The 25,256-nt window shown below is 54.5% G+C and carries 32 protein-coding genes; 9 read left to right on the top strand and 23 right to left on the bottom strand.

The annotated features are described in order from the left end of the window. Position 1: 1 nt before the first annotated feature. Positions 2–748, bottom strand: coding sequence for a TVP38/TMEM64 family protein (locus tag FHS72_RS01920; RefSeq protein ID WP_183524711.1), 747 nt, complete (start codon positions 746–748; stop codon positions 2–4). A 313-nt stretch (positions 749–1,061) separates the two neighbouring features. Here FHS72_RS01920 and rpmH point away from each other — a divergent pair, with 313 nt between their 5' ends. Genes rpmH through yidD form a run of 3 tightly spaced genes read left to right on the top strand, consistent with a single transcriptional unit; the run spans position 1,062 to position 1,853 of the window. Next, the gene (rpmH, locus tag FHS72_RS01915) at positions 1,062–1,196 is read left to right on the top strand and encodes a 50S ribosomal protein L34 (RefSeq protein ID WP_008231458.1); all 135 of its coding nucleotides are present in this window, start codon (positions 1,062–1,064) and stop codon (positions 1,194–1,196) included. Positions 1,197–1,239: 43 nt separating this feature from the next. Further along, positions 1,240–1,635 carry a ribonuclease P protein component gene (rnpA, locus tag FHS72_RS01910; protein ID WP_183524709.1) on the top strand — a complete coding sequence of 132 codons (396 nt, stop codon included), beginning with the start codon at positions 1,240–1,242 and terminating at the stop codon, positions 1,633–1,635. Next, the gene (gene yidD / locus FHS72_RS01905; RefSeq protein WP_183524706.1) at positions 1,632–1,853 is read left to right on the top strand and encodes a membrane protein insertion efficiency factor YidD; all 222 of its coding nucleotides are present in this window, start codon (positions 1,632–1,634) and stop codon (positions 1,851–1,853) included. Before rnpA ends, yidD begins: the two co-directional genes overlap by 4 nt. Here the strand turns inward: yidD and FHS72_RS01900 are convergent. After that, the gene (locus tag FHS72_RS01900) at positions 1,850–2,764 is read right to left on the bottom strand and encodes an alpha/beta fold hydrolase (protein ID WP_183524704.1); all 915 of its coding nucleotides are present in this window, start codon (positions 2,762–2,764) and stop codon (positions 1,850–1,852) included. The two genes, yidD and FHS72_RS01900, sit on opposite strands and share 4 nt — an antisense overlap. A 144-nt stretch (positions 2,765–2,908) precedes the next feature. Here FHS72_RS01900 and ttcA point away from each other — a divergent pair, with 144 nt between their 5' ends. From ttcA to FHS72_RS01870, 6 genes are all read left to right on the top strand, one after another. Then, positions 2,909–3,763, top strand: a complete 855-nt coding sequence (ttcA, locus tag FHS72_RS01895; protein WP_183525303.1) for a tRNA 2-thiocytidine(32) synthetase TtcA — start codon at positions 2,909–2,911, stop codon at positions 3,761–3,763. Between the two features lie 219 nt (positions 3,764–3,982). Beyond that, entirely contained in the window at positions 3,983–5,803 is a 1,821-nt protein-coding gene (gene yidC / locus FHS72_RS01890) for a membrane protein insertase YidC (RefSeq protein ID WP_183524701.1), read from the top strand. Between the two features lie 64 nt (positions 5,804–5,867). Then, entirely contained in the window at positions 5,868–6,515 is a 648-nt protein-coding gene (gene yihA, locus FHS72_RS01885; protein WP_183524698.1) for a ribosome biogenesis GTP-binding protein YihA/YsxC, read from the top strand. Positions 6,516–6,531: 16 nt separating this feature from the next. Then, entirely contained in the window at positions 6,532–7,383 is an 852-nt protein-coding gene (gene argB, locus FHS72_RS01880) for an acetylglutamate kinase (protein ID WP_183524695.1), read from the top strand. A 60-nt stretch (positions 7,384–7,443) separates the two neighbouring features. Beyond that, positions 7,444–7,950, top strand: coding sequence for a hypothetical protein (locus FHS72_RS01875; RefSeq protein ID WP_221235306.1), 507 nt, complete (start codon positions 7,444–7,446; stop codon positions 7,948–7,950). A gap of 67 nt (positions 7,951–8,017) precedes the next feature. Then, on the top strand, positions 8,018–8,512 hold the full coding sequence (locus FHS72_RS01870; RefSeq protein WP_183524689.1) for a SixA phosphatase family protein: 495 nt from the start codon (positions 8,018–8,020) through the stop codon (positions 8,510–8,512). Positions 8,513–8,638: 126 nt separating this feature from the next. Here the strand turns inward: FHS72_RS01870 and FHS72_RS01865 are convergent, their stop codons facing one another. The 21 genes from FHS72_RS01865 to rplR all read right to left on the bottom strand — a co-directional run bounded on the left by FHS72_RS01865 (position 8,639) and on the right by rplR (position 25,246). After that, on the bottom strand, positions 8,639–9,430 hold the full coding sequence (locus FHS72_RS01865) for an amino acid ABC transporter ATP-binding protein (RefSeq protein ID WP_183524686.1): 792 nt from the start codon (positions 9,428–9,430) through the stop codon (positions 8,639–8,641). Positions 9,431–9,441: 11 nt separating this feature from the next. Continuing rightward, a complete protein-coding gene (locus tag FHS72_RS01860; RefSeq protein WP_183524683.1) occupies positions 9,442–10,758 on the bottom strand; it encodes an amino acid ABC transporter permease in 1,317 nt (438 codons plus the stop codon). Position 10,759: 1 nt separating this feature from the next. Beyond that, positions 10,760–12,037 carry an amino acid ABC transporter permease gene (locus FHS72_RS01855; RefSeq protein WP_183524680.1) on the bottom strand — a complete coding sequence of 426 codons (1,278 nt, stop codon included), beginning with the start codon at positions 12,035–12,037 and terminating at the stop codon, positions 10,760–10,762. A 147-nt stretch (positions 12,038–12,184) separates the two neighbouring features. Then, positions 12,185–13,204, bottom strand: coding sequence for an amino acid ABC transporter substrate-binding protein (locus tag FHS72_RS01850; RefSeq protein WP_183524677.1), 1,020 nt, complete (start codon positions 13,202–13,204; stop codon positions 12,185–12,187). A gap of 222 nt (positions 13,205–13,426) precedes the next feature. After that, complete coding sequence (locus FHS72_RS01845; RefSeq protein ID WP_183524674.1) at positions 13,427–14,137, bottom strand: ATP12 family chaperone protein; 711 nt, start codon at positions 14,135–14,137, stop codon at positions 13,427–13,429. Next, positions 14,134–14,811: an HAD-IA family hydrolase gene (locus FHS72_RS01840; RefSeq protein ID WP_183524671.1), complete on the bottom strand. Its 678-nt coding sequence runs from the start codon at positions 14,809–14,811 to the stop codon at positions 14,134–14,136. Before FHS72_RS01840 ends, FHS72_RS01845 begins: the two co-directional genes overlap by 4 nt. Then, positions 14,811–15,860 carry an RluA family pseudouridine synthase gene (locus tag FHS72_RS01835; RefSeq protein WP_183524669.1) on the bottom strand — a complete coding sequence of 350 codons (1,050 nt, stop codon included), beginning with the start codon at positions 15,858–15,860 and terminating at the stop codon, positions 14,811–14,813. The genes FHS72_RS01840 and FHS72_RS01835 overlap by 1 nt, the downstream gene beginning before the upstream one ends. Then, the gene (crcB, locus tag FHS72_RS01830; RefSeq protein ID WP_183524666.1) at positions 15,857–16,207 is read right to left on the bottom strand and encodes a fluoride efflux transporter CrcB; all 351 of its coding nucleotides are present in this window, start codon (positions 16,205–16,207) and stop codon (positions 15,857–15,859) included. The genes FHS72_RS01835 and crcB overlap by 4 nt, the downstream gene beginning before the upstream one ends. Beyond that, complete coding sequence (locus tag FHS72_RS01825; RefSeq protein ID WP_183524663.1) at positions 16,204–17,514, bottom strand: replication-associated recombination protein A; 1,311 nt, start codon at positions 17,512–17,514, stop codon at positions 16,204–16,206. Before FHS72_RS01825 ends, crcB begins: the two co-directional genes overlap by 4 nt. A 90-nt stretch (positions 17,515–17,604) precedes the next feature. Further along, a complete protein-coding gene (rplQ, locus tag FHS72_RS01820; RefSeq protein ID WP_183524661.1) occupies positions 17,605–18,018 on the bottom strand; it encodes a 50S ribosomal protein L17 in 414 nt (137 codons plus the stop codon). Positions 18,019–18,154: 136 nt separating this feature from the next. Beyond that, a complete protein-coding gene (locus tag FHS72_RS01815) occupies positions 18,155–19,171 on the bottom strand; it encodes a DNA-directed RNA polymerase subunit alpha (RefSeq protein ID WP_183524658.1) in 1,017 nt (338 codons plus the stop codon). A gap of 110 nt (positions 19,172–19,281) precedes the next feature. Beyond that, on the bottom strand, positions 19,282–19,671 hold the full coding sequence (gene rpsK, locus FHS72_RS01810) for a 30S ribosomal protein S11 (RefSeq protein WP_183524655.1): 390 nt from the start codon (positions 19,669–19,671) through the stop codon (positions 19,282–19,284). Between the two features lie 15 nt (positions 19,672–19,686). Next, positions 19,687–20,055, bottom strand: coding sequence for a 30S ribosomal protein S13 (rpsM, locus tag FHS72_RS01805; RefSeq protein ID WP_183524652.1), 369 nt, complete (start codon positions 20,053–20,055; stop codon positions 19,687–19,689). A 274-nt stretch (positions 20,056–20,329) separates the two neighbouring features. Then, entirely contained in the window at positions 20,330–20,974 is a 645-nt protein-coding gene (locus FHS72_RS01800) for an adenylate kinase (protein WP_183524649.1), read from the bottom strand. Further along, positions 20,971–22,311 carry a preprotein translocase subunit SecY gene (secY, locus tag FHS72_RS01795; protein WP_183525299.1) on the bottom strand — a complete coding sequence of 447 codons (1,341 nt, stop codon included), beginning with the start codon at positions 22,309–22,311 and terminating at the stop codon, positions 20,971–20,973. Before secY ends, FHS72_RS01800 begins: the two co-directional genes overlap by 4 nt. Positions 22,312–22,436: 125 nt before the next feature. Next, positions 22,437–22,919 (bottom strand): 50S ribosomal protein L15, encoded by a 483-nt coding sequence (gene rplO / locus FHS72_RS01790; protein WP_183524646.1) that lies wholly within the window; start codon positions 22,917–22,919, stop codon positions 22,437–22,439. A 352-nt stretch (positions 22,920–23,271) separates the two neighbouring features. Continuing rightward, positions 23,272–23,547: a BrnA antitoxin family protein gene (locus tag FHS72_RS01785; protein ID WP_183524643.1), complete on the bottom strand. Its 276-nt coding sequence runs from the start codon at positions 23,545–23,547 to the stop codon at positions 23,272–23,274. Then, positions 23,519–23,788: a BrnT family toxin gene (locus FHS72_RS01780; RefSeq protein WP_183524641.1), complete on the bottom strand. Its 270-nt coding sequence runs from the start codon at positions 23,786–23,788 to the stop codon at positions 23,519–23,521. The genes FHS72_RS01785 and FHS72_RS01780 overlap by 29 nt, the downstream gene beginning before the upstream one ends. A 196-nt stretch (positions 23,789–23,984) precedes the next feature. Continuing rightward, entirely contained in the window at positions 23,985–24,173 is a 189-nt protein-coding gene (rpmD, locus tag FHS72_RS01775) for a 50S ribosomal protein L30 (RefSeq protein ID WP_183524638.1), read from the bottom strand. Positions 24,174–24,176: 3 nt separating this feature from the next. Beyond that, the gene (gene rpsE / locus FHS72_RS01770; RefSeq protein ID WP_183524635.1) at positions 24,177–24,758 is read right to left on the bottom strand and encodes a 30S ribosomal protein S5; all 582 of its coding nucleotides are present in this window, start codon (positions 24,756–24,758) and stop codon (positions 24,177–24,179) included. 122 nt (positions 24,759–24,880) lie between these two features. Beyond that, positions 24,881–25,246, bottom strand: coding sequence for a 50S ribosomal protein L18 (rplR, locus tag FHS72_RS01765; RefSeq protein ID WP_183524632.1), 366 nt, complete (start codon positions 25,244–25,246; stop codon positions 24,881–24,883). Positions 25,247–25,256: the final 10 nt, after the last annotated feature.

The following is a 25,256-nucleotide window of genomic DNA, read 5'->3' as shown; positions in this document are numbered from 1 at the left end:
CTCAAAGACCTTTCTTGCCGCGCACGGCCTTAATAATAATAGGAAGGGCGGCCAACACGCATAACCCAATGATAGGGCCAATGATGAAGGGTTCAAAGATTATGCCCAAATTAGGTGTTTCGCCGCGTGCAAAGACTTCGCCAAGACCCGCGCCGACGGATGTGTAAACCACAGTGCCGGGGATGATTCCAAAGAAGGTCGAGATCACAAAACGGCGCGTCGGGACCTCTAGGAATGAGGGGATCAGGTTCGCCATAAAGAACGGAACGGCTGGCACGAGGCGGATCAGGAACAACATGGACCATTGATTCTCGTCGATACCGTCTTTGATTTTCTTAACGATTCCTTCAGAGCCTTCCAGCTTTTCGCCCAGCTTCGCCCCAAACCCCCAGCGGGCGGCGAGGAAAATCGCCGTCGCGCCGAGAGTAGCGCCCGTGACATTGAACAACGCACCGGGGAAGGTCGCGAACAAAAAGCCGCCAGTCAGCGTGGCGACCGTCGCCCCCGGCAACGAAAAGCCGACGATCACGACATAAGCGCCGATGAATAGAAGCACGGTTAACAAATAGTTGGCATCCCGAAAACCAAGCAATGCCTCACGATTCTCGCTTAACGCATCAAATGTCAGGTAATCGCGCAGGAAAATCGCGCCAAGTATCGCAACAATCACGATAATAATAAGGGGTAGACGACGGGCAAAGGCATTGCCTTGCTTCTCTGTCTTACCTGTCGTCGGGGCTTCGGTCATCTGATCGTCCTATCTCATCTCGCGGCAACATCGTGGCGATTGGTTTCAAATTCGTTGCGGCTTAGATGACGGGAAAGCCCCGTTTGGGATACCCCGATCACGGGTGGTTGATCTGTTGTTAGCACTTTGCGATATAACAGGGGTGTCCGGCCCGTGATTGAAACATTTGACGTCGCTTCGCCTGCGAAATTGTTGCAGTTTTCTGACGTGCACTGCGTTGACAGGACGCCAGACCCGCTCTAAAGGACAAGTCTGAATTCAATCGGCTTCGAATCCCCCGCAGGGGTTTGGCCCATTAACCGGAGGACTCGCGATGAAGCGCACGTTCCAGCCATCTAACCGGGTTCGTAAGAACCGCCACGGATTCCGCGCACGCATGGCCACTAAGGCTGGTCGCAAGATCCTGAACAACCGTCGCGCCAAAGGCCGCGCGAAGTTGAGCGCGTAAGCGCCCACTTACGGTTATTGCATTGAAGCCGCCCGTGGCACCCATGGCAGACCAAACGGTCAGCCAAATGGACGGCCCACAGGCGGTTTTTGCGCGTCCAACGCTTAGCGTTTTGACAAAGCGGGCCGATTTCGTGCGCTGCTCCAATGCGAAACGGCACGGCACGGCAGGCATCCACCTGCAAGCGCGCAAACGCCGCGACGACGAGCCTGTGAACGGTATCCGCGTCGGATTCACCAGTTCTAAAAAGGTTGGAAACGCGGTCGCACGAAACCGCGCCAAACGGCGACTCCGCGAAATCGCGCGGATCGTACTGCCGCAGTACGGACGCGATGGCTGGGATTATGTTCTCGTCGGACGGGCCGGGACAACTGCCAGTCTGCCCTTTACCCAACTTCAAAGCGATATGATCAGGGCGATGGAACGGGTCCATAAATGACCCCCCTCGCCTATATCCTTGCGATTCCCGTTAAAGCATACCGCCTCTTTTTAAGCCCATGGGTCGGACACGGCTGCCGTTTTCACCCCACATGCTCGGCATATTCACTCGAAGCCTTCGAAAAGCACGGCGGTATCAAAGGCGCGTATTTGACTGTCCGCCGCATCGCGCGCTGCCACCCATGGGGCGGATCAGGTATCGATAACGTTCCTGATTAAGGCACTAGCCGCTGATCACCATTTTCCATCCGTTCGCGTGTGGACAATGTTTTATCAGAGTCGCCGGCAAGCGTTTTGGCCAAATCCTCGTAGAAACGATCATCCTTAAAATACCAGCTATGCGAATGCGATTCTGTACGCGTCCGCTTCGGATTGGCGCTTAGGTAACGGTCCACACAAGATACGTCCTTAAATGTTGGCGCAGGCCACGGGCCAAGTCCATGTCGACCTGATCGCTTTGTTCCAGAGTTAAGGTACTTACCCGACATATCCAGAATCATATCCTCGGAAGAATAATAATGGGTTAACCGATTGCAGCGCTGCTGCATCACCTGCCCGCCAATCGCGTGCTTCAACATCCGGTTCTGATCAACATCTGACGCAACAAACACCGCCTGATCGACCTTAGCCGGATAATACCGATGACCAACCGTGCCCCAGCCGTGAACCGTCGTGTAAGCCCCCATCGAATGCGCAACGATGTGAACCTTCGTGCGCGGCGCGTGTTCCTGCAGTAATTTAACACCATCAAGAACCATATGCGCCGCCACAGTTTCCGCGTCCCTACGGTCACGCGTGTACGCGCTTGACGACATAACACCGTCACTAGGCCAATCAAACGCGGCAACTGCAGCGCCAAATCCCGCCCCAGCAAGGCCGGTTTTCAACGCATTCAACGTACTCAGCATCGCCGCCTGTTTGGTATTAAAACCATGGACATAAATCACAACATGGCCATTGCCACTTTGCCCCAGCACCGCCTCTGCCCACTTTTTCGCCGTCAGTAAACCGCCCCTTGAAACGGTCCCATCAGACGGACCAAGCCCCACATAACTGGTGCTCGAGGCACAATGGTTGGTGAAATAACCCGTCTGGCTATTGAATGCGCGACGACTGTAAAAATAATTCATGACAATTCCCCCGTTAAATATAACGGTGAGCCTACAGTCTTTACCTAAAGTCACTTAGTCAGGTTTTCCAGACGTGATCGCAACACGCAGCGATCGGTGATGAAACCACTTGGCGGCATCGCGCCTGCGTTATACTGCTTACTCATGCTAGACGAAAAAACCGACATTCATCCGCTCTTTAATGGCGCACCTACGACGACGGAGTTTAAAAAACTACGCAAGCGGATCGTGCGCAATACCCGCGAAGCGATAGAGCAATACGGCATGATTGCCCCACCGCCCCGCGACGGAAAACTTCCGAAGTGGTTGATCTGCCTGTCTGGCGGAAAAGATAGCTATACGCTGCTTGCTGTCCTCCATGAACTAAAGTGGCGCGGGCTTTTGCCCGTTGAATTGCTGGCCTGCAATCTTGATCAGGGGCAACCCAATTTCCCCGCGACCGTCTTGCCTGCGTTCCTCGAAAAGATGGAAGTTCCACACCGCATCGAATATCAGGACACCTATTCCATCGTCATGGACAAGGTGCCTGCTGGACGGACCTTTTGCGCGTTGTGCTCGCGCTTAAGACGCGGAAATCTTTACCGGATTGCCCGCGAAGAAGGCTGTAGCGCTGTTGTCCTCGGCCATCATCGTGACGACATTCTTGAGACCTTTCTGATGAATTTATTCCACGGTGGTCGCCTTGCGACGATGCCACCAAAACTGGTGAACGAAGAAGGCGATTTATTCCTCTACCGCCCGCTCGCCCATGTGGCCGAAGCGGATTGCGAAGCGTTTTCTAATGCGATGAAATATCCAATCATTCCGTGTGATTTGTGCGGGTCCCAAGACGGATTACAACGCCAACAAGTTAAACAAATGATTGACGGCTGGGAAAAAAATCACGCCGGACGCCGACAAAAGATGTTTCGCGCCCTGACAAACACGCGACCATCGCACCTGCTAGACCCAAATTTGTTCGACTTTTTGGGGCTCCAGACCAATTCCGATTTGGATTAATCCAAATTTAGCGTTTCGGCCTTATCAATCCTCGTGTGCACAACCTTGAACGCAACACCGCCGTGCGACCGATGTTTCCATTCGTTCGGCGAGAAAGGATCGGAATTAGACCCGCCACACCGCCGAAATATCAAAAAAATAAGGCAAAACCGCTTGACCTTTGGGGGCTTGAGGGGTTGAACCAGCGGAACCATTTCTTTCGAAACAGGCGGCATACGCATGGACGACCAAAACAAAAATCTGATTCTCGCAACAGTGTTGAGTTTCCTTGTCGTGATGACTTGGTTTTGGCTGTTTCCGCCAGAAGAAGCTCCCATCACCGACCTGCCACCAGTAGCAGAATCGCTAGATGCGACGACACCGACGGCCGCCAATGACGTGACCGCGCTGACGACGACGACACCCGACGCATCTGAAACAGATGTTGAAGTTGCACGTATCGCCATCGAAACACCCGAATTTAAAGGGTCGCTCTCGCTTCAAGGCGCACGCATCGACGACTTGTCGTTGACCCAATACCGCGAAGAACTCGCTGAGGATTCGCCAATCGTTCGCTTGCTTAAGCCAGTTGGTGACGCCGAAGCCTATTTTGCAACGTTCGGTTGGGCATCCGCCGACGGCCTAAGTGCTGATCAGGTCCCCGGCCCTGACACTATCTGGTCGCTAGAGACCGGCGACGTGCTGACACCTGAGACGCCAGTGACACTGCGCTGGGACAATGGCGCGGGCCAAATCTTCCGCACAGAAATCTCTGTCGATTCTGATTTCATGTTCGACTACGCACAAAGCGTTGAAAACACAGGCACCTCTGACATCACCCTTCGTCCTTACGGCCTAATCCGGCGCCACGGAATTCCGGCAGACCTGAAGAACTTCTTCATTCTGCACGAGGGCCTTGTGCGCATGACAGATGGTGAACTCGAAGAAACCAAATACAGCAAAGTCGTCGATTACAGCGTTGACCCGAGCGAAGGCACACAAGCCGAACGTCTTGAAGCGTCAGAAAACGGCTGGATCGGCTATACCGACCATTTCTGGATGACGACACTGATTCCAGAACAAGGCCGCCCATTCCGCTCAACGTCTAAATATTTTGACAGCCGCGACTTGTACCAAGCAGAAGCCGTTATGCCACTGGAAACAGTCGCACCCGGCGAGCTCACCGTCGTGACAACGCGCCTTTATGCTGGTGCAAAAGAATGGGAAGCAATCCGCAATTACGAAAACGAAGAAGGCGTCACAGGCTTCCTTGATAGCATCGACTGGGGCTGGTTCTTTTTCTTAACGAAGCCGATCTTCTGGCTTTTGCACAACCTGAACGTCATCATTGGCAACATGGGCTGGTCGATCATCGCGCTGACCTTCATCCTAAAGGCACTCGTTCTTCCTCTGGCATATAAATCCTTCGTTTCCATGGCGAAAATGAAAGAACTTCAGCCAGAAATGGAAGCGTTGAAAGAGCGTTCTGGCGATGACAAGCAGGCTTTGCAGCAAGGCATGATGAAGCTTTACAAGGACAACAAGGTTAACCCAGCAGCCGGTTGTGTGCCGATCCTGTTGCAAATTCCGATCTTCTTCTCACTCTACAAAGTGATTTTTGTAACGATCGAATTGCGTCACGCACCTTGGATTGGCTGGATCAAAGACCTTTCAGCGCCAGATACGTCATCAATCATTAACTTGTTTGGTCTATTGCCATGGGGCACACCTGAGCCCGGTAGCATCGTCGCATTGGTCGCGATCGGCATCATGCCAATTGTGTTGGGTATCTCTATGTGGCTGCAGCAAAAGCTGAATCCGGCCCCGTCCGATCCAACGCAAAAAATGATTTTTGCCTATATGCCGTGGGTCTTTATGTTCATGCTCGGCAGCTTCGCAAGCGGACTTGTACTGTACTGGATCACGAACAACATCATCACGTTCATCCAGCAGTACACCATTATGCGCAGCCACGGATCAAAGCCTGACTTGTTCGGCAACATGACATCCGGTTTCAAAAAATCGGCTGCTGCGTCTGACGCAAAGTCAAAAGACAAATAAACGCAAGCCGCCACGTTATCGTGGCGGCTTTTCCTACTCCCCGAGCCAAAGATTGAGCACCAAAATGGAAATGCGGTTCCCAGAGGTTCAGCCACCCGAAGATGCCGAACGCGAAGCAGGTCGTTTGCTGTTTGCGGGCGAGACTGACTTTCTAAAAGGCGTTGTTGCAATGGACGGCCTGCCCCCAGCAGACCGGATCGAAGTCTGTTTCGCAGGTCGGTCAAACGTCGGGAAGTCGTCGTTGATCAATGCGTTAACAGGCCGCAAGGGCCTCGCCCGCGCATCAAACACACCAGGCCGAACGCAGGAAATTAACTACTTCACTGCGGGTGATTTGTATGTGGTCGATTTGCCCGGCTACGGTTTTGCAAATGCCCCCCTGCCCGTCGTCGAAAAATGGCAGCGTCTTCTGAAAAACTACCTGCGTGGACGCCAGACCTTGCGCCGTGTCTTCGTGTTAATCGATGCGCGCCATGGCGCAAAAGCGGTCGATGACGAAATCATGAGCCTGCTCGACAGCGCCGCCGTGACGTTTCAGGTCGTTATGACGAAGGTGGACAAACTGCGTGGCGACGCGCTGCAACAATCCCTCGACAAAACACGCGCAGCGCTCGTGAAACACCCCGCTGCATTCCCAGAGCTCATCTTGACGTCATCCGAGAAGGGTGATGGCATCGAGACACTCCGCGCAATTATCGCCGGGATCGACTAAATTGAAGGCCCAAGACATGACCCGCGACTGGATCGGAACAGCACAGACACTTTCACAGGCTCTGCCCTATTTACAACGCTACGCAGGCGCGATTGTCGTGGTGAAATTTGGCGGTAACGCCATGGGCGATCAAGACGCGATGGCCGAATTTGCCCGTGATATCGTGCTGATGAAACAGGTTGGCCTGAACCCAGTCGTCGTGCATGGCGGCGGCCCTATGATCAATGAAATGCTCGGAAAACTCGGCATCGAATCGACCTTTGTACGCGGCAAACGCGTCACAGATCAGGCAACCGTCGAAGTCGTCGAGATGGTCCTGACCGGTCTCGTTAACAAACGCATTGTCCAAGCGATCATGGACGAAGGAGGCCGCGCCGTCGGTCTATCGGGCAAAGATGACGACTTGATGGTAGCTGAACAGGACGATCCAGAATTGGGTTTCGTCGGCAAGCCTGCCGAGATGAATGTCCAAGTGCTGCATGACTTGAACGCCGCTGGGATCATCCCCGTTGTGGCCCCTGTCGCGTCAGGCACCGGCATCGGCGAAACATTCAACGTGAACGGCGATACGGCCGCTGGCGCGATTGCCGCCGCCCTCAAAGCGGACCGACTTTTACTGCTGACGGATGTACCGGGTGTGAAAGACGAAAACGGTCAGGTTATGACCCAATTGTCCGCGACGCAGGTCCGCGACATGATCAAAAGCGGCGTGATCGCAGGCGGCATGATTCCAAAGACGGAAACAGCGTTGAAAGCCCTCGAAGACGGCGTGCGTGCGGTTGTGATCTTAGACGGCACCCTGCCCAATGCTAGCCTGTTGGAATTGTTCACAGAACATGGCGCAGGGTCGATCATTCGCAACGATTGATCGCGCTTCGCGATTTCCCCGCATCATGTTACCCTGCCCTGTAACCAGTTCAGGAGAAATATGATGTCCACTATGCGGATCGCAGCGATATTAACCGTCTTGGCGGGCTCCGCCACAGCCGAGGTTGATCCTTGTGTCGTCGGAACATGGCAGGCCGACCTAAGCGAGCTGGCCGCGATCATGGCCACGCAAATGCAAGGCACAGCGACGCCTGTCGGCGGCATGGTCATCATGCAAATCACCCCAACAAACACCGTTCGAATCGACGTCGACGACATGGCTATACGTGTAAAAGTCCCCAATGCGCCTGAAATGAACGTCACTGTGACCGGCTACAGCACGGGCACGATGCGGGCCGAAGGTAATGCGTGGACAGCGACCTCTACCGATTACAACTTGGTTGGCGCGGCGGACATCATGGGCACGCGGATGGAAATTCCGTTCAGCGCAGCGACAGGCATGTTTGGCAGCGGTGACGGCACATATACCTGTGCCGGAACAAACCTTACTTTTCAGACAAGCAGCGCTGCACCAAAAATCCCGCCGACATGGACACGGCTCGATTAAGTTCAGGAACGCGCCTAAGCTGACATAGGTGCAGCTTCACGCAGCACATCACACGAAAGCCGCCTCGATGACCAAACGCCTAATTCTCATGCGTCACGCCAAATCCGGCTGGGACAACGCCTTTGCAGACGACCATGGGCGCACCCTAACGGATCGTGGGGAAACGGCAGCAATCGCGATCGGCCGCTGGCTTTCCACAAATAACTACACGCCCGAGGTCATCGCGACGTCCGACGCGATGCGGACACTGCAGACCACCGCCTTAATGAAACAAGGCATCGGGAAACAGATCGATACCCGCGAAATCGCCCTGCTCTACCACGCTGCCCCCGACACGATCCGCGAAATCGCCAGTAAAACGGCTGGCCAAACCATTGCCATCGTTGGACATAACCCCGGCATTGCCATGGCCGCACACCTGCTCGTAACCTACGCACCTAACCACCACCGCTTTGACGATTACCCGACATGCGCGACAACCGTCATCGACTTCGCAGACGACGATTGGCTCAAACCCGGCAAAGGCACCGTTGTGGATTTTACTGTACCACGCGATCTCTAACGAAAAGGGCCACGCAAATGCGCAGCCCTCCCTTCATTTCGCCTTAACAACTCCCGCCGGAGGCACCCAAATCTTCGCGAAAATTTGTCCGATTTTTCTGGAAAAATCGCCCTCCGGACGCCCGTGTTAGTGACCCAAGATCTGGCTCAGGAACAGTTGCGTCCGCTCTGATTGCGGGTTGTTAAAGAACTCTTTTGGCTCGTTTTGTTCAACGATTTGACCTTGGTCCATAAAGATCACGCGGTTCGCCACAGCCTGCGCAAAACCCATCTCGTGGGTCACACACAACATGGTCATACCTTCTTCGGCCAACTCGATCATTGTGTCCAAGACTTCTTTAATCATCTCAGGGTCCAGCGCCGATGTAGGTTCGTCAAACAACATGATCCGTGGCTTCATACAAAGCGACCGAGCAATTGCCACACGCTGCTGCTGACCACCGGACAATTGGCCCGGATATTTCAGCGCCTGATCAGGGATTTTCACCTTCTCAAGAAAATGCATCGCGATTTCTTCGGCTTCCTTCTTGGGCGTTTTACGCACCCAAATCGGGGCCAGCGTGCAGTTTTCAAGGATCGTCAGGTGCGGGAACAAGTTAAAGTGCTGGAAACACATCCCGACTTCCGACCGGATCTTGTCGATGTTTTTCAGATCCGACGACAGTTCGGTCCCATCAACGATGATCTGCCCCTTCTGGTGCTCTTCCAGACGGTTAATGCAGCGGATCAGCGTCGATTTACCGGACCCGGACGGGCCACAGATCACAATCCGTTCGCCCCGATTAACGGTCAGGTTGATGTCGCGCAGCACGTGGAACGTGCCGTACCACTTGTTCATGTTGTTGATTTCAATAGCAACTTCGTCCGTCACTTGAAGCTTGGAACGGTCGATTGCGCGATCAGTTGCGAGGTCTGACATATCAAACCCTCCTATCGGTTTTCACGCTGGAGTTTGTTCTCCAGGTAGAGTGAGTAACGGCCCATGCTAAAGCAAAACAGGAAGAACATAGCGCCAATAAAGATGAATAGCTCCCAGTAGATACCGTTCCAGTCAGTGCTGGCGCGGATCAGGTTACTGAAGCCAATCGGGTCGGCAAGTCCAATAAAGACCACAAGCGTCGTGTCTTTGAACAACCCGATAAAGGTGTTCACGATACCGGGGATCGAGATTTTCAATGCCTGCGGTAGAACGATCAACTGCATCGACTGCCAATACGACAGGCCCAAACTATCGGCCCCCTCGTACTGCCCTTTGGGCAATGCAGCCAAACCACCGCGTACAACTTCAGCGATATAGGCGGACGCAAACAGCGTCACCATGATGATCACCCGCAGTGTCAGGTCAAAGTTCGTACCGGGTGGCAAAAAGTAGTTCAGCAGCAACTGCGCTGTGAACAACCACACGATTAATGGCACGCCGCGGATCACCTCAATAAACACCACGGCGGATGTCTTGATGATGAACAGGTCCGACTGACGGGCGAGCGCTAACAGAATGCCCAACGGCAAGGACAGCACGATGGCTGACAACCCGATGACCACGGATAGCATAAAGCCACCAAAGGCGCGGGATTCCACGAACTCGATCCCGATGGGTGCCGCATTGTGCAATGCGCCATACAGCGGTCCTGAAATCATGAGCCAGTAGATCAGCGGCAGCACGATCGCGGCAATCATCCCCGCCAAAGACCCAAGGCTTTTCGAGATCAAACCGTAGGCAATGTAGCCAACGACAAACCCCAAAGCCGCGGAAATTGGCAACCAGATCGACCCGCCCCAGAGCAGCCAGAAGCAGACAAAGGGTGCAAGCGCTGACAGGATCAGCGTTTTGCGCGGAACCTTGTCGAACATGATCGGGGCGATACCGCCACCAAATACGATCAATGCTAAGATCGGACGCCAGTACAGGTCGCTTGGGTAGAACCCGAACAACAACTGGTGCCAGCGATCGCCCAACACGGCCCAACAGGCGACAGACGCATCTGTTCCCAAGGTCGCATTGCGGATTTCACGACATTCGGCCAGTGACCCTGCGTCCCAAATCCCACCGACCATCCAAGGTCCGATGTGACTGATCACATAGTAGACAACGTAGATCGAGATCAGTGTGAGCAGCGCGTTGGTGACGCTTGAGAACAAGTTCTCGCGCAGCCAGCGGACGGCACCGACTTGCGACGATGGTGGTGACGTTTCCGGCAACATCGTATCGCGGACATAAGAGACGGTTTGTGCGTGTGTATCAGACATTCTACCGCTCCATCAGTTTAGTTGAGTTGTTGTAGATGTTCATCGCACCGGAAATCACCAGCGACAGCGTCAAGTAGAACGCCCCCAGCAGCAACATGCCTTCCAATTCGCGACCTGTTTGGGCAATCGTAATCCCGCCCAACGTGGCGCGCACATCCATGTAGCCCACCGCAAGTGCCAGCGACGAGTTCTTCGTCAAGTTCAGGAACTGCGAAATCAGCGGCGGAATAATCACCCGCATCGCTTGGGGCAAGATCACCAGACTCATCGTCCGGCCCGGTTGCATTCCCAACGCGGCGGCGGCCTCGGATTGACCTTTCGAGACAGACAAGATGCCCGCCCGCACGGTTTCCGCAATAAACGCACCGGTATAAAGCGATAGCGCGACCCATAGCGAAACCAACGCAGAACGCAGGAACATGCCTTCGGTAAAGTTAAAGCCCTTGAGGTATGGCGTGACAATCGTCGCACCCAACACCGTCAGAACGATACCAGTGGGAATAATCAGCAGACCCAGCTGCGTATACCATGTCGTCGGCCGAACACCGGTCGATTCTTGGATACGAGACGCGCGGTTGCGGATCAGTTTGATGCCCACAAGGCTAACGGCCAACACGCCCAAGATCACCAACCAGTCCATGCCACCAGAGGCGACAGCGGTATAACCTTCCCGCGGCGCAACCGCTTCGGTCCCGCTCAGTGAATTGGTAAATCCGATGCGTGGGAAATAGAAACCACGCCCCGTTAAGGCCACGCTATCCCCAAGCAACATGCTCGCTGACGGATCAGCGCCACGAAATGCATTAGGCTGCGGAAGCGCTTCGCTGACAACAGCATGGATCAACAAAATCCACAGCAACAGCGGGATGTTCCGGAACCCTTCGACGTAAACGGCCATCAATTTGGCGACGACCCAGTTCTTGGAAAGGCGGGCAACGCCAGCCAAAACGCCAATCACCAGCGCCGTGACACAGCCCATAACGGCCACCAACAGCGTGTTCGCGATGCCAACCAACGCCGCACGTCCGTGCGTGTCTTGGTTGTCATAGGGGATAAGCATTTGGTTAATATCATAACCTGCAGATTGACCAAGGAAGCCAAAGTCAAAGTCCTTGCCCAAGTCAGCAAGGTTGCCGATCGTATTGCTGACCAACGCCCAAATACCATAGGCAATGAGGGCAAACGCCACAACTTGGATGGTGATGGATCGATAACGCGTGTCGTAAATAAGTTGACTGAGCCGAAACGCAGGTTTCGGCGGGTCTGTCATAGCTGACATAATAATCTCCCGTGCTTCTCGTTGTTTTTATCGCCCCTTGCCTACTTTTGCAGGTCTATCGAGGCGCGAGATGCTGTTGTTCGCAATGGCGCGATGGCCATAAAGTCAAAGGGCCCGGACATCGCCGGGCCCTTCGTTATTCCGGATTTAGCGGAATGGTGGGGAATACAGCAGACCGCCGTCGGTCCACTGTGCGTTCAGACCACGTGCCAGACCAATTGGTGTGTTCTCACCAATGTTCTTTTCAAAGATCTCGCCGTAGTTGCCGCCAGCGCTAATCGCAGCAACAGCCCAACCAGCGTCAAGACCGATCATCGCGCCCAATTCACCTTCAGTGCCGAGCAAACGGTTCACTTCTGGGTTGTCAGTTGGTGCAGCAGACAATTCAGCAACGTTAGATGACGAAATGCCCAGCTCTTCTGCTGAAATCAATGCGTTCAATGTCCAACGAGCGATGTCAGCCCATTCGCTGTCGCCGTGGCGAACGAGCGGACCAAGTGGCTCTTTGGAGATGATTTCTGGCAGCAGAACGTGGTCGCCAGGTGCTTCGAATGTGGCACGTGTCGCAGCCAAGCCGGATGCGTCAGTCGTGTACACGTCACATGCGCCCGCAAGATACTGCTGCTGGCCTTCTGCGTTTGTTTCAATCGGCACCGGCTCGTAAGAGATGTTGTTGATGCGGAAGAAGTCAGCAAGGTTCAGCTCTGTTGTTGTACCAGTTTGGATACATACAGTCGCGCCGTCCAAGTCTTTTGCAGATGCTACGCCCAACTCTTTCGGGATCAAGAAGCCTTGACCGTCGTAGTAGTTCACGCCGATGAAATCAAATTTCAGGTCGGTGTCGCGTGAGAACGTCCATGTCGTGTTACGTGCCAGCAAATCAATTTCGCCGGACGCCAACGCAGTAAAGCGTGTCTGACCAGTTGTCGGAACGAATTCTACAGCGTCTTTGTCACCAAGTACGGCTGCGGCAACTGCGCGGCACATCGCCACGTCGAAACCAGTCCAAACACCATTTGCATCAGGCGCACCAAAGCCCGCCAGACCTGTGACAACGCCACAGTTCAGCGTGCCGCGCTCTTTGACGTCGTCCAGTGTTGCGGCGGATGCAGATGCTGCAACCAAGCCAGCGACAGTGAGTGCGCCGAGAAATACGGTTTTGTTCATGTTTACCTCTTCCTGAGTTTCCGCCCTTACTCCCGTTCGGGCGGTTTAGTTCCGTCCCTTAGGGACTGTTATAAAGCTCCAGACGGGGGAACCCGCCTATAACTGTCTCAGAGTGGGAGGAAAGCAACAGAATCGTCAAGGGTCTGACCGGACAAAATGACTTCAAAAGGCTGTTACGCGTGTAAGAATCACCAAGGCATACCCGTCTAGCGTTAGCTGCCCTTACGTCGCCGCCATTTTGTAGAATTTTGCAGCATCATGAAAAGCTTGTCGTTTGATAGATTCGAGGGCGCGTGCGTCTTCATCTTCGCCCCATTGTTCGAACTGCCAGTTTTCGTCGACACGGGACACATCCCAGCCCTGTTCGGCGCTCAAAAACCCATCAATCACAGCCAAAGCGATGATTAGAGAGCCGGAAAGACTGATTAAATCGTGGGCAGCTGCAATTTGATAAGGCGTCATGCGGTCCAGCTCAGCGTGAAGTCGCGCCAGATTTTCCGGATTTTGCGGGACGTGCGTCACGCCCTCAGCCGACGTGAGCGTCACGTCAAACCGCGTCTTCGCCCAAGAAAGCAGCGGATCCCAGACGTCCGCTTGCCGCGCAATTAACTCTTCTGGACCAACCGCCCGATAGCACAACAGATCGCTATCGCCGTAAGCTGCCAGCATTTCGACGACTTCGTCCTTTTGCACGGATACCTTGTCAACTGCCGCATTTGCGCCGCGTGTCACAGGCATCGTCAACGGGTCGATCAGATCGACCTGCGCGTCCCATTCAGACGCCACCGCCGCCGCCATTTCAGCCGTTGGCAATACCAGCAGCACCTTGGCGGGTGTTTTGACAGGACGCCCGTCCAACTCGATCTTGTACCCACCTTCGGTTTCTACCGCTGCTGTGGATTTCCAAAAGCGTTTCGCTGCCCAGTCGCTCATTCGTGTGGTCCTATCAGATCGTCAATCGCCCCCATCAGGGCGTCGAAATTATGGATGATTGTGTCGGCCTGCAAGGTCTCGACCGGGTGATACCCCCACGAGACGCCAATCGTTTTCACGCCAGCAGCACGGCCCATATCAATGTCAAAAGTGGTGTCGCCAATCATCACAGTCCGCGCAGCATCAACACCCGTTTCCGCCAAACACGCCTGCACCATCGACGGGTGCGGCTTTGACGGATGGAAATCCGCGACCTGTTGGCTCATGAAATAGCCCTCAAGCCCGTAGCCTTCGATCAGCTTATCCAGACCGCGTTTCGACTTGCCAGTAGCGACAGCCAGCACAGTCCAATCCTGCGCCTTCAGCACATCCAACGCCGCACGCGCACCATCAAACATCGGCGATGTCGCGTTACTGCCGCGCTCTTGGCGCAAGTGAACATAGGCGTCGCGGTAGGCTTGGGTCAGCGTCAGATGCGTGGTGCTATCCAACTCTGGCGACAACTCTGGAAAGATCAGTTCTAGCGACCGCCCGACATAGCTTAGCAGCTGACCCCGCGGCGGCACAGGCAGGTCCAAGCCATTGTAGGCATAGGAAAACGCGGCCACGATCATCTCTTGGCTATCAACCAAGGTCCCATCGACGTCAAAAATAACAAGCCGCGGTTCCGACATCAGTCAGGCATATTGAACGGATCAGCAGGCGCATGGCTCACGTGCCAGCCCACAAAATCCCACGTCTTTTGCATGTGATCCGGCAATGGCGCGATGAAATCCATGATCGCGCCTGTCATCGGGTGTTCGATCTTGAGGCTACGGGCATGCAGGTGCATCTTGCGACCAATTTCACTGCCCATACCAGAGCCCCAACCGTCGCCAAGGTTCTCTTGCTCGGACCCGCCGTATTTGCCGTCGCCGACAATCGGATGACCAATCTCGGCCATATGCGCGCGCAACTGGTGGGTCCGGCCTGTGATTGGCACAAGTGCGCACCACGACGCACGCGATCCAAGCGTATCCATCACGGCGTAGTCGGACGTCGCACGTTTCGCGCCTTCGGTGTTGGCAACTTCGGCAGGATGCACGCAATGCATCTTTTCGTTCTCGCCGCCTCGACCGCCACCGGATTTCACGAGACCATATTTGATCGTCGCCGCACGCGGATGTGGTACGCCAGCAATCGCGGCCCAGTAGATTTTACGGGTCTCACGGTGCTTCATATTCTCGGTGAGCAAACGCGCCGCCATACGGGTCCGCGCCAGAACCAGAACGCCCGACGTGTCCTTATCCAAGCGGTGCACAAGCCGTGGCTTTTCGTCGTAATCAAACATCAACGCTTCGGACAGACCGTCAACGTGGCGCGTGGTGTTCGTGCCGCCTTGGGTCGCAAGACCTGCCGGTTTGTTAATCACGATCATGTGGTCGTCGCGGTAGATCACGCAGGACTGGATCAGCTTTGCATCTGCCTTGGTCACACCATGCTTCGCCAGCTTCGACGCTTCTGCGGCTTCCGCTTCAGTCGGCAGCGGCGGAATGCGGACCTTATCGCCCACCTCAACACGGCTGTTTGATTTGACGCGGCCGCCATTCACACGGACCTCGCCTTTACGGCACATCTTTTCCATGCGCCCTTGGGTCACATGCGGGAACAAACGCCGCATGTAGCGGTCCAGCCGTTGATCACCTTCATCTGGTCCAACGACCCGTGTTTGTACGCCGCTCATGCGATGCCCCTAAAAATCCAAAGGCCGACAGCACAGGCCGCCAGCGATAACAGAACGGATGCCATAACATATCCACCAGCCGCCGCCAGCCTTCCCGCCTCAACCAATCGTAACGTATCGAGAGAAAAAGCCGAAAAAGTAGTGAATCCGCCCAAAAAACCGGTCATCAGGAACGGCAACCATGCGTGCAGCCCCTTTGCGTGGACCAATGCCCAGATCGCTCCGATGGCTAGTGACCCCACCGTATTCACGGTTAACGTGCCCAGCGGGAACATTACGGCAAGGCCCACAAGGTAGCGCAAAACCGCGCCCAACGCACCGCCCACGGCCACAGAGATCAGCGTCATGACCTGTTCCTTTTTGCCCGAAGGCCCGCGAAATAATCTACCCGCTTTTTCAAATCACGCTCAAATCCGCGATCAACAGGCAGGTAATATTCACCACGTTTCATGGTTTCGGGGAAGTAGTTTTGACCGCTAAATCCGTCTTCCGCATCGTGGTCATAGGCATAGCCCGCACCAAACCCCTGCTCTTTCATCAACGTCGTCGGCGCGTTGAGAATATGCGCGGGCGGCGGCTCTGAACCATGCTTCTTTGCAGCATTCATTGCGGCCTTATACGCCACATAGACAGCGTTCGATTTTGGCGCGAGCGCAAGATACGTCACAGCCCCCGCCAATGCCAATTCACCTTCAGGCGAGCCAAGCCGTTCATAAGTTTCCCACGCATCCAGACACACGCGGTGCGCTTGCGGGTCAGCTAACGCGATGTCCTCAACCGCCATCCGCGTGATGCGGCGGGCCAAGTAACGCGGGTCTTCGCCACCCGTCAGCATCCGCGCGAACCAGTAAAGCGCGGCGTCAGGATCAGAGCCGCGCACCGATTTATGCAAGGCGCTGATCAGGTTATAGTGCTCTTCGCCGGATTTGTCGTATTTCGCAGCGCGCTTCATCAGACGCTTCGTCAGCGCATCAACGCCCAACTGCCCGTCAATCTTCCAAGCCGCGATCTGTTCGATCAAGTTCAACAATCCGCGCCCGTCACCATCAGCCATATCGATCAAGGCGATCCGAGCGGCCGGATCAAGCGGCAGCTTGCGATCCAGTTCTGCCTCGGCCCGTTGCGCAAGGCGTTCCAGATCATCGGTGTTCAAGCGCGTGAGAATCAGCACCTGAGAGCGCGACAGCACCGCGGCGTTCAATTCGAACGACGGATTCTCAGTCGTGGCCCCAACCAAAAGGATCGTGCCGTCTTCCATATAGGGCAGGAATCCATCTTGCTGCGCTTTGTTGAAACGGTGGATTTCGTCCACAAACAGCAGCGTACCCTTGCCGTTTTGACGACGGATTTTCGCGGCATCAAAGACTTTGCGCAGATCAGGCATGCCAGTGAAAATCGCGGAAATCTGGACGAAATGCAGGTCGGATTCGTTTGCCAGCAACCGTGCGATTGTCGTTTTACCAACGCCGGGCGGTCCCCAGAAAATCAGCGACGATAGCGACCCTGACGACAACATCGTGCCAAGCGGCGCATCGGGGCCTAGCACCTGTTCCTGACCGATCACGTCGCCCAACACCTGCGGACGCAAACGGTCGGCCAAGGGGCGCGGACCAGCGACAGGAGCGGCAGCAGAGGTTCCAAAAAGATCAGACATATCCGCAACCTACGCGCTAAATTTGAGGGAGACAAAGAAAAAGCCCCGCGCGTGATGCACGGGGCTCTTCCGAATACTTAGCCGATTGGCTTACTCTGCGTCTGCCGCTGCAAGGCGTACTTTGTCAGCAGCGCCTTTCGCGTCTACGTCGCGGTCAACGAATTCGATGATCGCCATTGGCGCCATGTCGCCGTAGCGGAAGCCAGCTTTCATTACGCGGACGTAGCCACCTTGGCGGTCTTTGTAACGTGGGCCGAGGATTTCGAACAAACGTGCTGTGTGCATTTCTTGCTTCAGCTGTGCGTTTGCTTGACGACGTGCGTGCAAGTCGCCGCGTTTTGCGAGTGTGACGAGTTTCTCGATCACGCGCTTCAATTCTTTGGCTTTTGGCAGCGTCGTTTTGATCTGCTCGTGCTCGATCAAAGAGCCAGCCATGTTCGCGAACATCGCTTTGCGGTGCTCGTGTGTGCGGTTTAGTTTACGGTAACCATGTCCGTGGCGCATTTTATTCTCCTAAAGTGCTTTATGCTTTGTCTGGCAAGGGATGCGTGTCCCCCACTCTATTGGGGCAGAATTGCCCAGATGTTCCCGATCTAACGCCGGCATTTGTGCGGATGGGCCCGAAGGCCCACCCAAAAACTTAGAACTGATCTTCGAATTTCTTCGCAAGATCTTCGATGTTGTCTGGTGGCCAGTCCTCAACGTCCATGCCGAGGTGCAGCCCCATACCGGACAGGACTTCTTTGATTTCGTTCAAAGACTTCCGGCCAAAGTTAGGCGTGCGCAGCATTTCAGCTTCGGTTTTCTGGATCAGATCACCGATGTACACGATGTTGTCGTTCTTGAGGCAGTTCGCGGAACGAACAGACAGTTCCAACTCGTCTACTTTCTTAAGAAGCAGCGGGTTGAATTCAAGACCGTCATCGTCTGCACCAGCAGTTGCTGATTCAGGCTCGTCGAAGTTGACGAAGATCGACAGTTGATCCTGCAAAATGCGGGCCGCGTAAGCAACTGCATCGTCAGGTGTCAAAGACCCGTCTGTTTCGACTTTCATCGTCAGTTTGTCATAGTCCAGAACCTGACCTTCACGGGTCGGCTGCACGTCATAGGACACTTTCTTAACCGGCGAGTAGATCGCGTCGATTGAGATCATGCCGATTGGCGCGTCTTCTGGTTTGTTTTTCTCAGCAGCGACATAGCCCTTACCGGTATTCACGGTCAGTTCCATGTAAAGATCGGCGCCATCGTCGAGGTGACAGATGATGTGATCTTTGTTCAGCACTTCGATGCCGTTGGTTTCAGAGATGTCACCAGCAGTAACAACACCTGGACCTTTGGCTTGCACGCTCAAACGCTTTGGACCTTCGACATCCATACGGATAGCGACGCCTTTGAGGTTCAGAACGATATCTGTAACGTCTTCACGTACACCAGACACAGAGCTGAATTCGTGCAGAACGTTGTCGATCTGAACAGCAGTGATGGCAGCACCTTGCAGCGATGACATCAAAATACGACGCAGGGCGTTGCCCAGTGTCAGACCAAAGCCGCGCTCTAGCGGTTCGGCGATTACAGTGGCTTGGCGAGCTGGGTCATTACCCGGCTTCACTTCCAGCTGTGTTGGCTTAATTAATTCAGCCCAGTTCTTGTGGATCATGTGTCCCTCCATTCCAGTCTGCCTTTCATGATCAAAAGGCAAACGCCCGAGGTTTCAAAATGACGGAATGGGGCCGTGCAAATTGCACAGCCCCATCACGGGTAATTCGCTTAGACGCGGCGACGCTTTGGTGGGCGGCAGCCGTTGTGTGCCATTGGTGTCACGTCACGGATCGATGTGATGTTGAAACCGATAGCAGCAAGTGCGCGCAATGCGGACTCGCGACCGGAACCCGGACCTTGCACTTCAACTTCAAGCGTTTTCACGCCGTGGTCTTGTGCTTTTTTGCCAGCATCTTCTGCAGCCATCTGAGCCGCGTAAGGTGTGGATTTCCGGGACCCTTTGAAACCCATCGTACCAGCAGACGACCATGCGATCGCGTTGCCCTGTACGTCAGAGATCAGGATTTTTGTGTTGTTGAACGAAGAGTTCACGTGAGCAACGCCAGCGGCGATGTTCTTGGAGACCTTCTTCTTGGTGCGTTTAGCTTCGCGTGCCATGATATCAGCCCTCCCTTATTTCTTCTTACCAGCAATGGCCTTTGCAGGGCCTTTGCGAGTACGTGCGTTAGTTGATGTACGCTGACCGCGCACAGGAAGGTTCCGACGGTGACGCAGGCCACGGTAGCAACCAAGATCCATCAGGCGTTTGATGTTCATCTGTGTCTCACGACGCAGGTCACCTTCAACCATCAGGTTTTCGTCGATGTATTCACGAACTTTCAGAACTTCTGCGTCAGACAGTTCGTTCACACGACGTGTCCGCTCGATGCCTACGGCTTCGCAGATTTCTTCAGCTTTTGCACTACCGATACCGGTAATGTAGGTCAGAGCGATTGGAACGCGCTTTCCTGTTGGGATGTTTACGCCAGCAATACGTGCCACGTGCATTTCCTTTACGTTGCGGGTCCGTGATACCAGACCCTTTTTTCACAACGGAAGCCCGGACCTAAAGGCGCCGGGCTGCGTCATATCGAGGTAGCTGTGATTGTCAGGTGCGACCCGACATACACAAAATGATTCTCATAAGAGATGGGGGTGTTTAGGAGTGTTCGCGCGGGGGGTCAAGACCCCTTATCCGCCGCCCGTTCCACCCTCTGCAAAAGCAGAAAGCCGCCTGATTATTCAGACGGCTTTTACTTCATTCTAGGGGGCCAGACTATGCGAGTGCGGCTTTAATGCTGCCAGCGACTTCGTCCATCGAAGCCAAGCCGTTTACAGAGGACAGATCGCCCTTTGCATAGTAGTACCCTACCAGCGGCGACGTCTGCTTGTAGTAGGCCAGCAAGCGCGTCTTGAGACTGTCCTCGTTATCATCCGCACGGCGTTGGAAATCGGACGCGCCGCAGTTGCTGCATTTGCCATCCGCAGGGATTGGCTTGGTGTTGTCGTTGTAGACCTCACCGCAGCCACCGCATGTGGAACGCGCGGTGATGCGGGCAACCAGTGCTTCGTCATCAACTTGCATTTCGATCACGCGGTCTAGGGTCTCGCCCATCTCTACCAGCAATTCACCCAGCGCATCAGCCTGCGGCAGCGTGCGTGGGAAGCCGTCAAAAATATAGCCGTCAGCCCCGTTGTCCGCCTCTAGCTGTTCGCGGATCAATCCGATCACGATCTCGTCGGTGACAAGATTGCCTGCGTCCATCACAGCCGCGACTTTCTTGCCCATCTCTGTGCCGGATGACTTTGCCGCGCGCAGCATGTCACCCGTGCTCAGCTGAACCATATTCCGCTCTTCGACCAGTTTACGGGCCTGTGTTCCTTTACCCGCCCCCGGCGGTCCAAGCAGAATAATATTCATCGGCGAGATGGTCCTTTGCGTTTTGCTCCGCCGCGTTTACCACGGAGTTGCGATTTTTCAATCAGACCTTCGTACTGATGAGCAAGCAGATGCGATTGGATTTGCTGAATCGTATCCATCCCGACGGACACGATAATCAGGATCGACGTGCCGCCAAAGTAGAACGGGATAGACAGTTGCGAGCGGATGATTTCCGGCATCAGTGCAACCAAGGCAAGGTAGCCAGAGCCAAGCACCAGAATGCGGTTCACAACGTAATCAAGGTAATCAGCGGTCTTTTTGCCTGGACGGATGCCCGGCACAAAACCGTTCTGGTTCTTGAGGTTGTCTGCGACTTCTTCGGTCTTAAACGCCACTTCTTTGGTGTAGAAGTAGGTGAAGAAGATGATCATCGCCGTGAAAAAGATCAGATACAGCGGCTGGCCGGGGCCAAAGTACGCAAGGATCGTGGACATCACGGGGTTTGTGGACCCACCAGAGAATGTGCTGATCGTTGTTGGCAACAACAGCAATGCGGATGCGAAGATCGCGGGCATAACACCGGCTGGGTTCACCTTGATCGGCAGGTGTGAAGACGAGCTGTCGTAAACCTTCATACCGCGCTGTTGGCGTGGGTACTGAATGTGGATTTTCCGCAGGCTGCGTTCCATGAACACTACGAACGTCAGAACAGCGATCACCATTAGGATAACGCCAATGATCACCACAGGGCTGATCGCACCGGACCGACCTTGCGACAGGAACTGCGCGAGCGCTGATGGCACTTCGGCGATGATACCAACGAAGATGATCAAGGAGATACCGTTACCGATACCGCGTGCTGTGATCTGCTCACCAAGCCACATCAGGAACATGGTGCCGCCAACGATCGTGATGATGCAAGACGCTTGGAAGAAGATGCCCGGATCGGATGCAAGGCCACCAGCCTCTAGCGATGCCGCGAGGCCAAACGCCTGTGCCGTCGCCACGATCACCGTCAAATAACGTGTGTATTGGTTAATCTTGCGACGCCCCTGCTCACCCTCTTTTTTGAGGTTCTTCAGCGGCTCCCACATCGTGGACAGCAGCTGGATCACAATGGACGCAGAGATGTACGGCATAATCCCAAGGGCAAAAATACCCATGCGGGACAGCGCACCACCGGTGAACATCGACAGAATGCCACCGATCCCAGCCTGAGCGTCCTCCATAAAACTACGAAGGGCAGCACCATCGATCCCCGGTACGGGAATGAATGTGCCAAGTCGGTATACAATCAAAAGGCCAAGTGTGAACAGGATACGTTGGCGCAACTCTGTTGCTTTACCGAACGCCCCCCAGCTCATGTTGGATGCCATTTGCTCTGCTGCGGATGCCATATGGGTCTCTTCTCATGAAAAACGCCGCCAACGGTTTCCCGGGTGGCGGCGTTTGGGAAAACTTGAGTTTGGTATGTAAGCGACCAATTGGCCGCTCACAAGGCTTACTCGGCTACTACTTTCGCAGGAGCAGTTGTTGTCAGCTTGCCGCCAGCCTTTTCGACTGCTTCAACAGCGCCTTTTGAGGCCCCGTGAACAGAGATGTTGGCTTTTGCAGTGAACTCACCTTTAGCAAGAACGCGGATACCGTCCTTGAGACGACGTACCAGACCGGATGCGATCAGTGCGTCTTCTGTGATCTCTGCTTTGGCGTCGATTTTGCCAGCGTCGATGAATTTCTGGATCAAACCAAGGTTCACAACAGAGTATGTCTTGGCGTTGATGTTGTTGAAACCACGCTTTGGAAGACGTTGGTAAATAGGCATCTGACCGCCTTCGAAGCCTTTGATGGCTACACCGGAACGGGATTTTTGACCTTTAATACCACGGCCACCCATCTTACCTTTGCCAGAACCTGGACCACGTGCAACGCGCTTGCGGGATTTTGTTGCGCCTGGGTTGTCAGACAGTTCGTTCAACTTAAACATTGTCGCTTCTCCTATTGCCGGAGGACCCCGTCCAGCGACGGAAATGGGGCACACGGCGTTTCAAATGAGTCGGATTACGAGGTCCGACTGGGCGCGTATAGACGGGAGCGGTGCGTGGATCAAGTGTATGCGCGGGCTGCGGTGAAAATTAGGTTAATTTGGCCCGAGGTGGTGGTTTTTGAGATGTGACTCGTGTGCACAAGGTGTGCACAACAGGTGCACTGGGCTGGACGAGTCTTTCAGGGATTGTGTGGTTAACGGGGCGTGCGTTGCATGTACGGCGACTGAGACACCCAAGGGGCGACCCTGATCTTGGGAAGGCGTCGGGCGGCTTGTTGGGCAGTGGCACTGATTAATTCTGTATACGCTTTTGCGCATCGACATATGCACGCAGCACCGCATGCATACGGGTCAGGTGGCCGCTACCTTGCTCTTTGAAGAAGTCGAGGACGTCTGGGTCGACGCGCATACTGACCGCGGTTTTTGCCTTGGGCATGACAAGTTCGGCATCATCCCAAAAGTCATCAGGCAGGTCTTCGCCCCCCGCATGTGTTTTTGGCCCAGTAATATCGCCGCTGGCCTTAAGCGCCTGAAGTTCTTCAAGGGAAATTCGTTTTGTATCGGACATAGTCTTTGCGGCCTCCTTGCCACGCAGATATCAAACGCGTTGCTTCGCCTCTTTGGGTGTGGACGACGATGAATGGCGCCTCATCGACTAAACCAAGCGAGATTAACCTAACCTCGCCATAGCTTTGACGATTGTCTTGCCTTGTAAGTACTGGCCCATCAAAGATGAGGGCCGCGTAGAGTAAATCAACGCCGTGTTTCTCGTTGTTCAGGCGCCGTTTGTAGGTATCGAATTCGAACATCTTTTCTCCGTAACGAAAGATTGGTGTTCTCTAATACATCTGACCGCCTCCCCAGTAGAACTGTCCGTCGCTTATAGCGCGTACACTCAATATGTATATACATCCGAGAAAGTCAATAAAAAACGCCCCGCAGTTTGCTGCGAGGCGTTCTTTATTTCGGTGGCAAGGTCCCCCTGCCCGATCGAAGCGTTGGGCCTTAGCCTTTTTCTTCGATGATTTCTACCATGTGAGAAATCTTGTTTACCATGCCGCGAACGGAAGGTGTGTCTTCCAATTCTTTTACACGGTTCATTTTGTTCAAGCCCAAGCCGATCAGCGTAGCACGCTGTTTAGCTGGACGACGGATTGGAGAACCAATCTGTTTTACAACGATTGTTTTAGCCATGATTTAGGCCTCCTCGGTTTCAGCGGCAGCCGCTGGTGCGTCGTCACGCTTTGGCAGGATGTCGGCAACCTTTTTGCCACGGCGCTGTGCGACGTTGCGTGGGGATTGCTCTGCTTTGAGACCATCAATGGTCGCGCGGATCATGTTGTAAGGGTTTTGCGACCCGATGGATTTGGACACAACGTCCTGAACACCCAACATTTCGAATACAGCACGCATTGGACCACCGGCGATGATGCCTGTACCAACTGGCGCTGTCCGCATGACAACTTTACCAGCGCCGTGACGGCCTTTGGTGTCGTGGTGCAATGTACGGCCGTCTTTGAGCGCAACGCGGATCATCTGACGCTTTGCTTGCTCAGTGGCTTTACGGATCGCTTCAGGAACTTCCTTCGCTTTACCTTTGCCAAAGCCGACGCGGCCTTTTTGGTCGCCAACAACGACAAGTGCGGCGAAGCCAAAACGCTTACCACCCTTAACGGTCTTGGACACACGGTTGATTGCGACCAAGCGGTCAGCAAATTCAGGTGCTTGCTCTTCACGGTTGCGACGGTTGCCGCCCCGGTTGTTATCACGTTCTGCCATAGATGCAGTCCTTATTCAGGTGGCGCGGTTTGGCGCCAATTAAGTGTCAATCGCAGTGATAGGCGGACCTATCCCCGATTATCGAGGCGGCCTGAGGAACCCCCAAGCCGCCTACTTTTCGTTTAGATCTTCAGACCGCCTTCACGGGCCGCATCGGCCAGTGCTTTGATCTTACCGTGGAAGAGGAAACCACCACGGTCGAAGAAACAGACTTCGACGCCAGCTTTTTTAGCACGCTCGGCAATAGCCGCGCCCACAATTTTCGCTGCTTCGAGGTTGTTTTTCCCAACAACGCCCAGAGTCTTTTCGAGCGTGGAAGCGGACGCGAGTGTTACGCCGTTTACATCGTCGATCAGCTGGACGCTGATGTTCTTGTTGGAGCGGTGCACGGACAACCGGGGACGACCCTGGTTGGCAGTAACTTTCCGCAGTTTGTTCCGAACGCGCAAGCGGCGCTTCAAGAACAGAGTTCTTTTCGAGTTTGCCATTGTCTACGTC

The sequence above is a fragment of the Yoonia ponticola genome, assembly GCF_014199395.1.
GTDB lineage: Bacteria > Pseudomonadota > Alphaproteobacteria > Rhodobacterales > Rhodobacteraceae > Yoonia > Yoonia ponticola.
This window is presented reverse-complemented; position numbering and strand designations above follow the sequence as displayed.

Coding starts and splice junctions, on each gene's coding strand:
- FHS72_RS01920 (WP_183524711.1), bottom strand. CDS start 748: ATGACCGAAGCCCCGACGACAGGTAAGACAGAGAAGCAAGGCAATGCC.
- rpmH (WP_008231458.1), top strand. CDS start 1,062: ATGAAGCGCACGTTCCAGCCATCTAACCGGGTTCGTAAGAACCGCCAC.
- rnpA (WP_183524709.1), top strand. CDS start 1,240: ATGGCAGACCAAACGGTCAGCCAAATGGACGGCCCACAGGCGGTTTTT.
- yidD (WP_183524706.1), top strand. CDS start 1,632: ATGACCCCCCTCGCCTATATCCTTGCGATTCCCGTTAAAGCATACCGC.
- FHS72_RS01900 (WP_183524704.1), bottom strand. CDS start 2,764: ATGAATTATTTTTACAGTCGTCGCGCATTCAATAGCCAGACGGGTTAT.
- ttcA (WP_183525303.1), top strand. CDS start 2,909: ATGCTAGACGAAAAAACCGACATTCATCCGCTCTTTAATGGCGCACCT.
- yidC (WP_183524701.1), top strand. CDS start 3,983: ATGGACGACCAAAACAAAAATCTGATTCTCGCAACAGTGTTGAGTTTC.
- yihA (WP_183524698.1), top strand. CDS start 5,868: ATGGAAATGCGGTTCCCAGAGGTTCAGCCACCCGAAGATGCCGAACGC.
- argB (WP_183524695.1), top strand. CDS start 6,532: ATGACCCGCGACTGGATCGGAACAGCACAGACACTTTCACAGGCTCTG.
- FHS72_RS01875 (WP_221235306.1), top strand. CDS start 7,444: ATGATGTCCACTATGCGGATCGCAGCGATATTAACCGTCTTGGCGGGC.
- FHS72_RS01870 (WP_183524689.1), top strand. CDS start 8,018: ATGACCAAACGCCTAATTCTCATGCGTCACGCCAAATCCGGCTGGGAC.
- FHS72_RS01865 (WP_183524686.1), bottom strand. CDS start 9,430: ATGTCAGACCTCGCAACTGATCGCGCAATCGACCGTTCCAAGCTTCAA.
- FHS72_RS01860 (WP_183524683.1), bottom strand. CDS start 10,758: ATGTCTGATACACACGCACAAACCGTCTCTTATGTCCGCGATACGATG.
- FHS72_RS01855 (WP_183524680.1), bottom strand. CDS start 12,037: ATGTCAGCTATGACAGACCCGCCGAAACCTGCGTTTCGGCTCAGTCAA.
- FHS72_RS01850 (WP_183524677.1), bottom strand. CDS start 13,204: ATGAACAAAACCGTATTTCTCGGCGCACTCACTGTCGCTGGCTTGGTT.
- FHS72_RS01845 (WP_183524674.1), bottom strand. CDS start 14,137: ATGAGCGACTGGGCAGCGAAACGCTTTTGGAAATCCACAGCAGCGGTA.
- FHS72_RS01840 (WP_183524671.1), bottom strand. CDS start 14,811: ATGTCGGAACCGCGGCTTGTTATTTTTGACGTCGATGGGACCTTGGTT.
- FHS72_RS01835 (WP_183524669.1), bottom strand. CDS start 15,860: ATGAGCGGCGTACAAACACGGGTCGTTGGACCAGATGAAGGTGATCAA.
- crcB (WP_183524666.1), bottom strand. CDS start 16,207: ATGACGCTGATCTCTGTGGCCGTGGGCGGTGCGTTGGGCGCGGTTTTG.
- FHS72_RS01825 (WP_183524663.1), bottom strand. CDS start 17,514: ATGTCTGATCTTTTTGGAACCTCTGCTGCCGCTCCTGTCGCTGGTCCG.
- rplQ (WP_183524661.1), bottom strand. CDS start 18,018: ATGCGCCACGGACATGGTTACCGTAAACTAAACCGCACACACGAGCAC.
- FHS72_RS01815 (WP_183524658.1), bottom strand. CDS start 19,171: ATGATCCACAAGAACTGGGCTGAATTAATTAAGCCAACACAGCTGGAA.
- rpsK (WP_183524655.1), bottom strand. CDS start 19,671: ATGGCACGCGAAGCTAAACGCACCAAGAAGAAGGTCTCCAAGAACATC.
- FHS72_RS01800 (WP_183524649.1), bottom strand. CDS start 20,974: ATGAATATTATTCTGCTTGGACCGCCGGGGGCGGGTAAAGGAACACAG.
- secY (WP_183525299.1), bottom strand. CDS start 22,311: ATGGCATCCAACATGAGCTGGGGGGCGTTCGGTAAAGCAACAGAGTTG.
- rplO (WP_183524646.1), bottom strand. CDS start 22,919: ATGTTTAAGTTGAACGAACTGTCTGACAACCCAGGCGCAACAAAATCC.
- FHS72_RS01785 (WP_183524643.1), bottom strand. CDS start 23,547: ATGTCCGATACAAAACGAATTTCCCTTGAAGAACTTCAGGCGCTTAAG.
- FHS72_RS01780 (WP_183524641.1), bottom strand. CDS start 23,788: ATGTTCGAATTCGATACCTACAAACGGCGCCTGAACAACGAGAAACAC.
- rpmD (WP_183524638.1), bottom strand. CDS start 24,173: ATGGCTAAAACAATCGTTGTAAAACAGATTGGTTCTCCAATCCGTCGT.
- rpsE (WP_183524635.1), bottom strand. CDS start 24,758: ATGGCAGAACGTGATAACAACCGGGGCGGCAACCGTCGCAACCGTGAA.
- rplR (WP_183524632.1), bottom strand. CDS start 25,246: ATGGCAAACTCGAAAAGAACTCTGTTCTTGAAGCGCCGCTTGCGCGTT.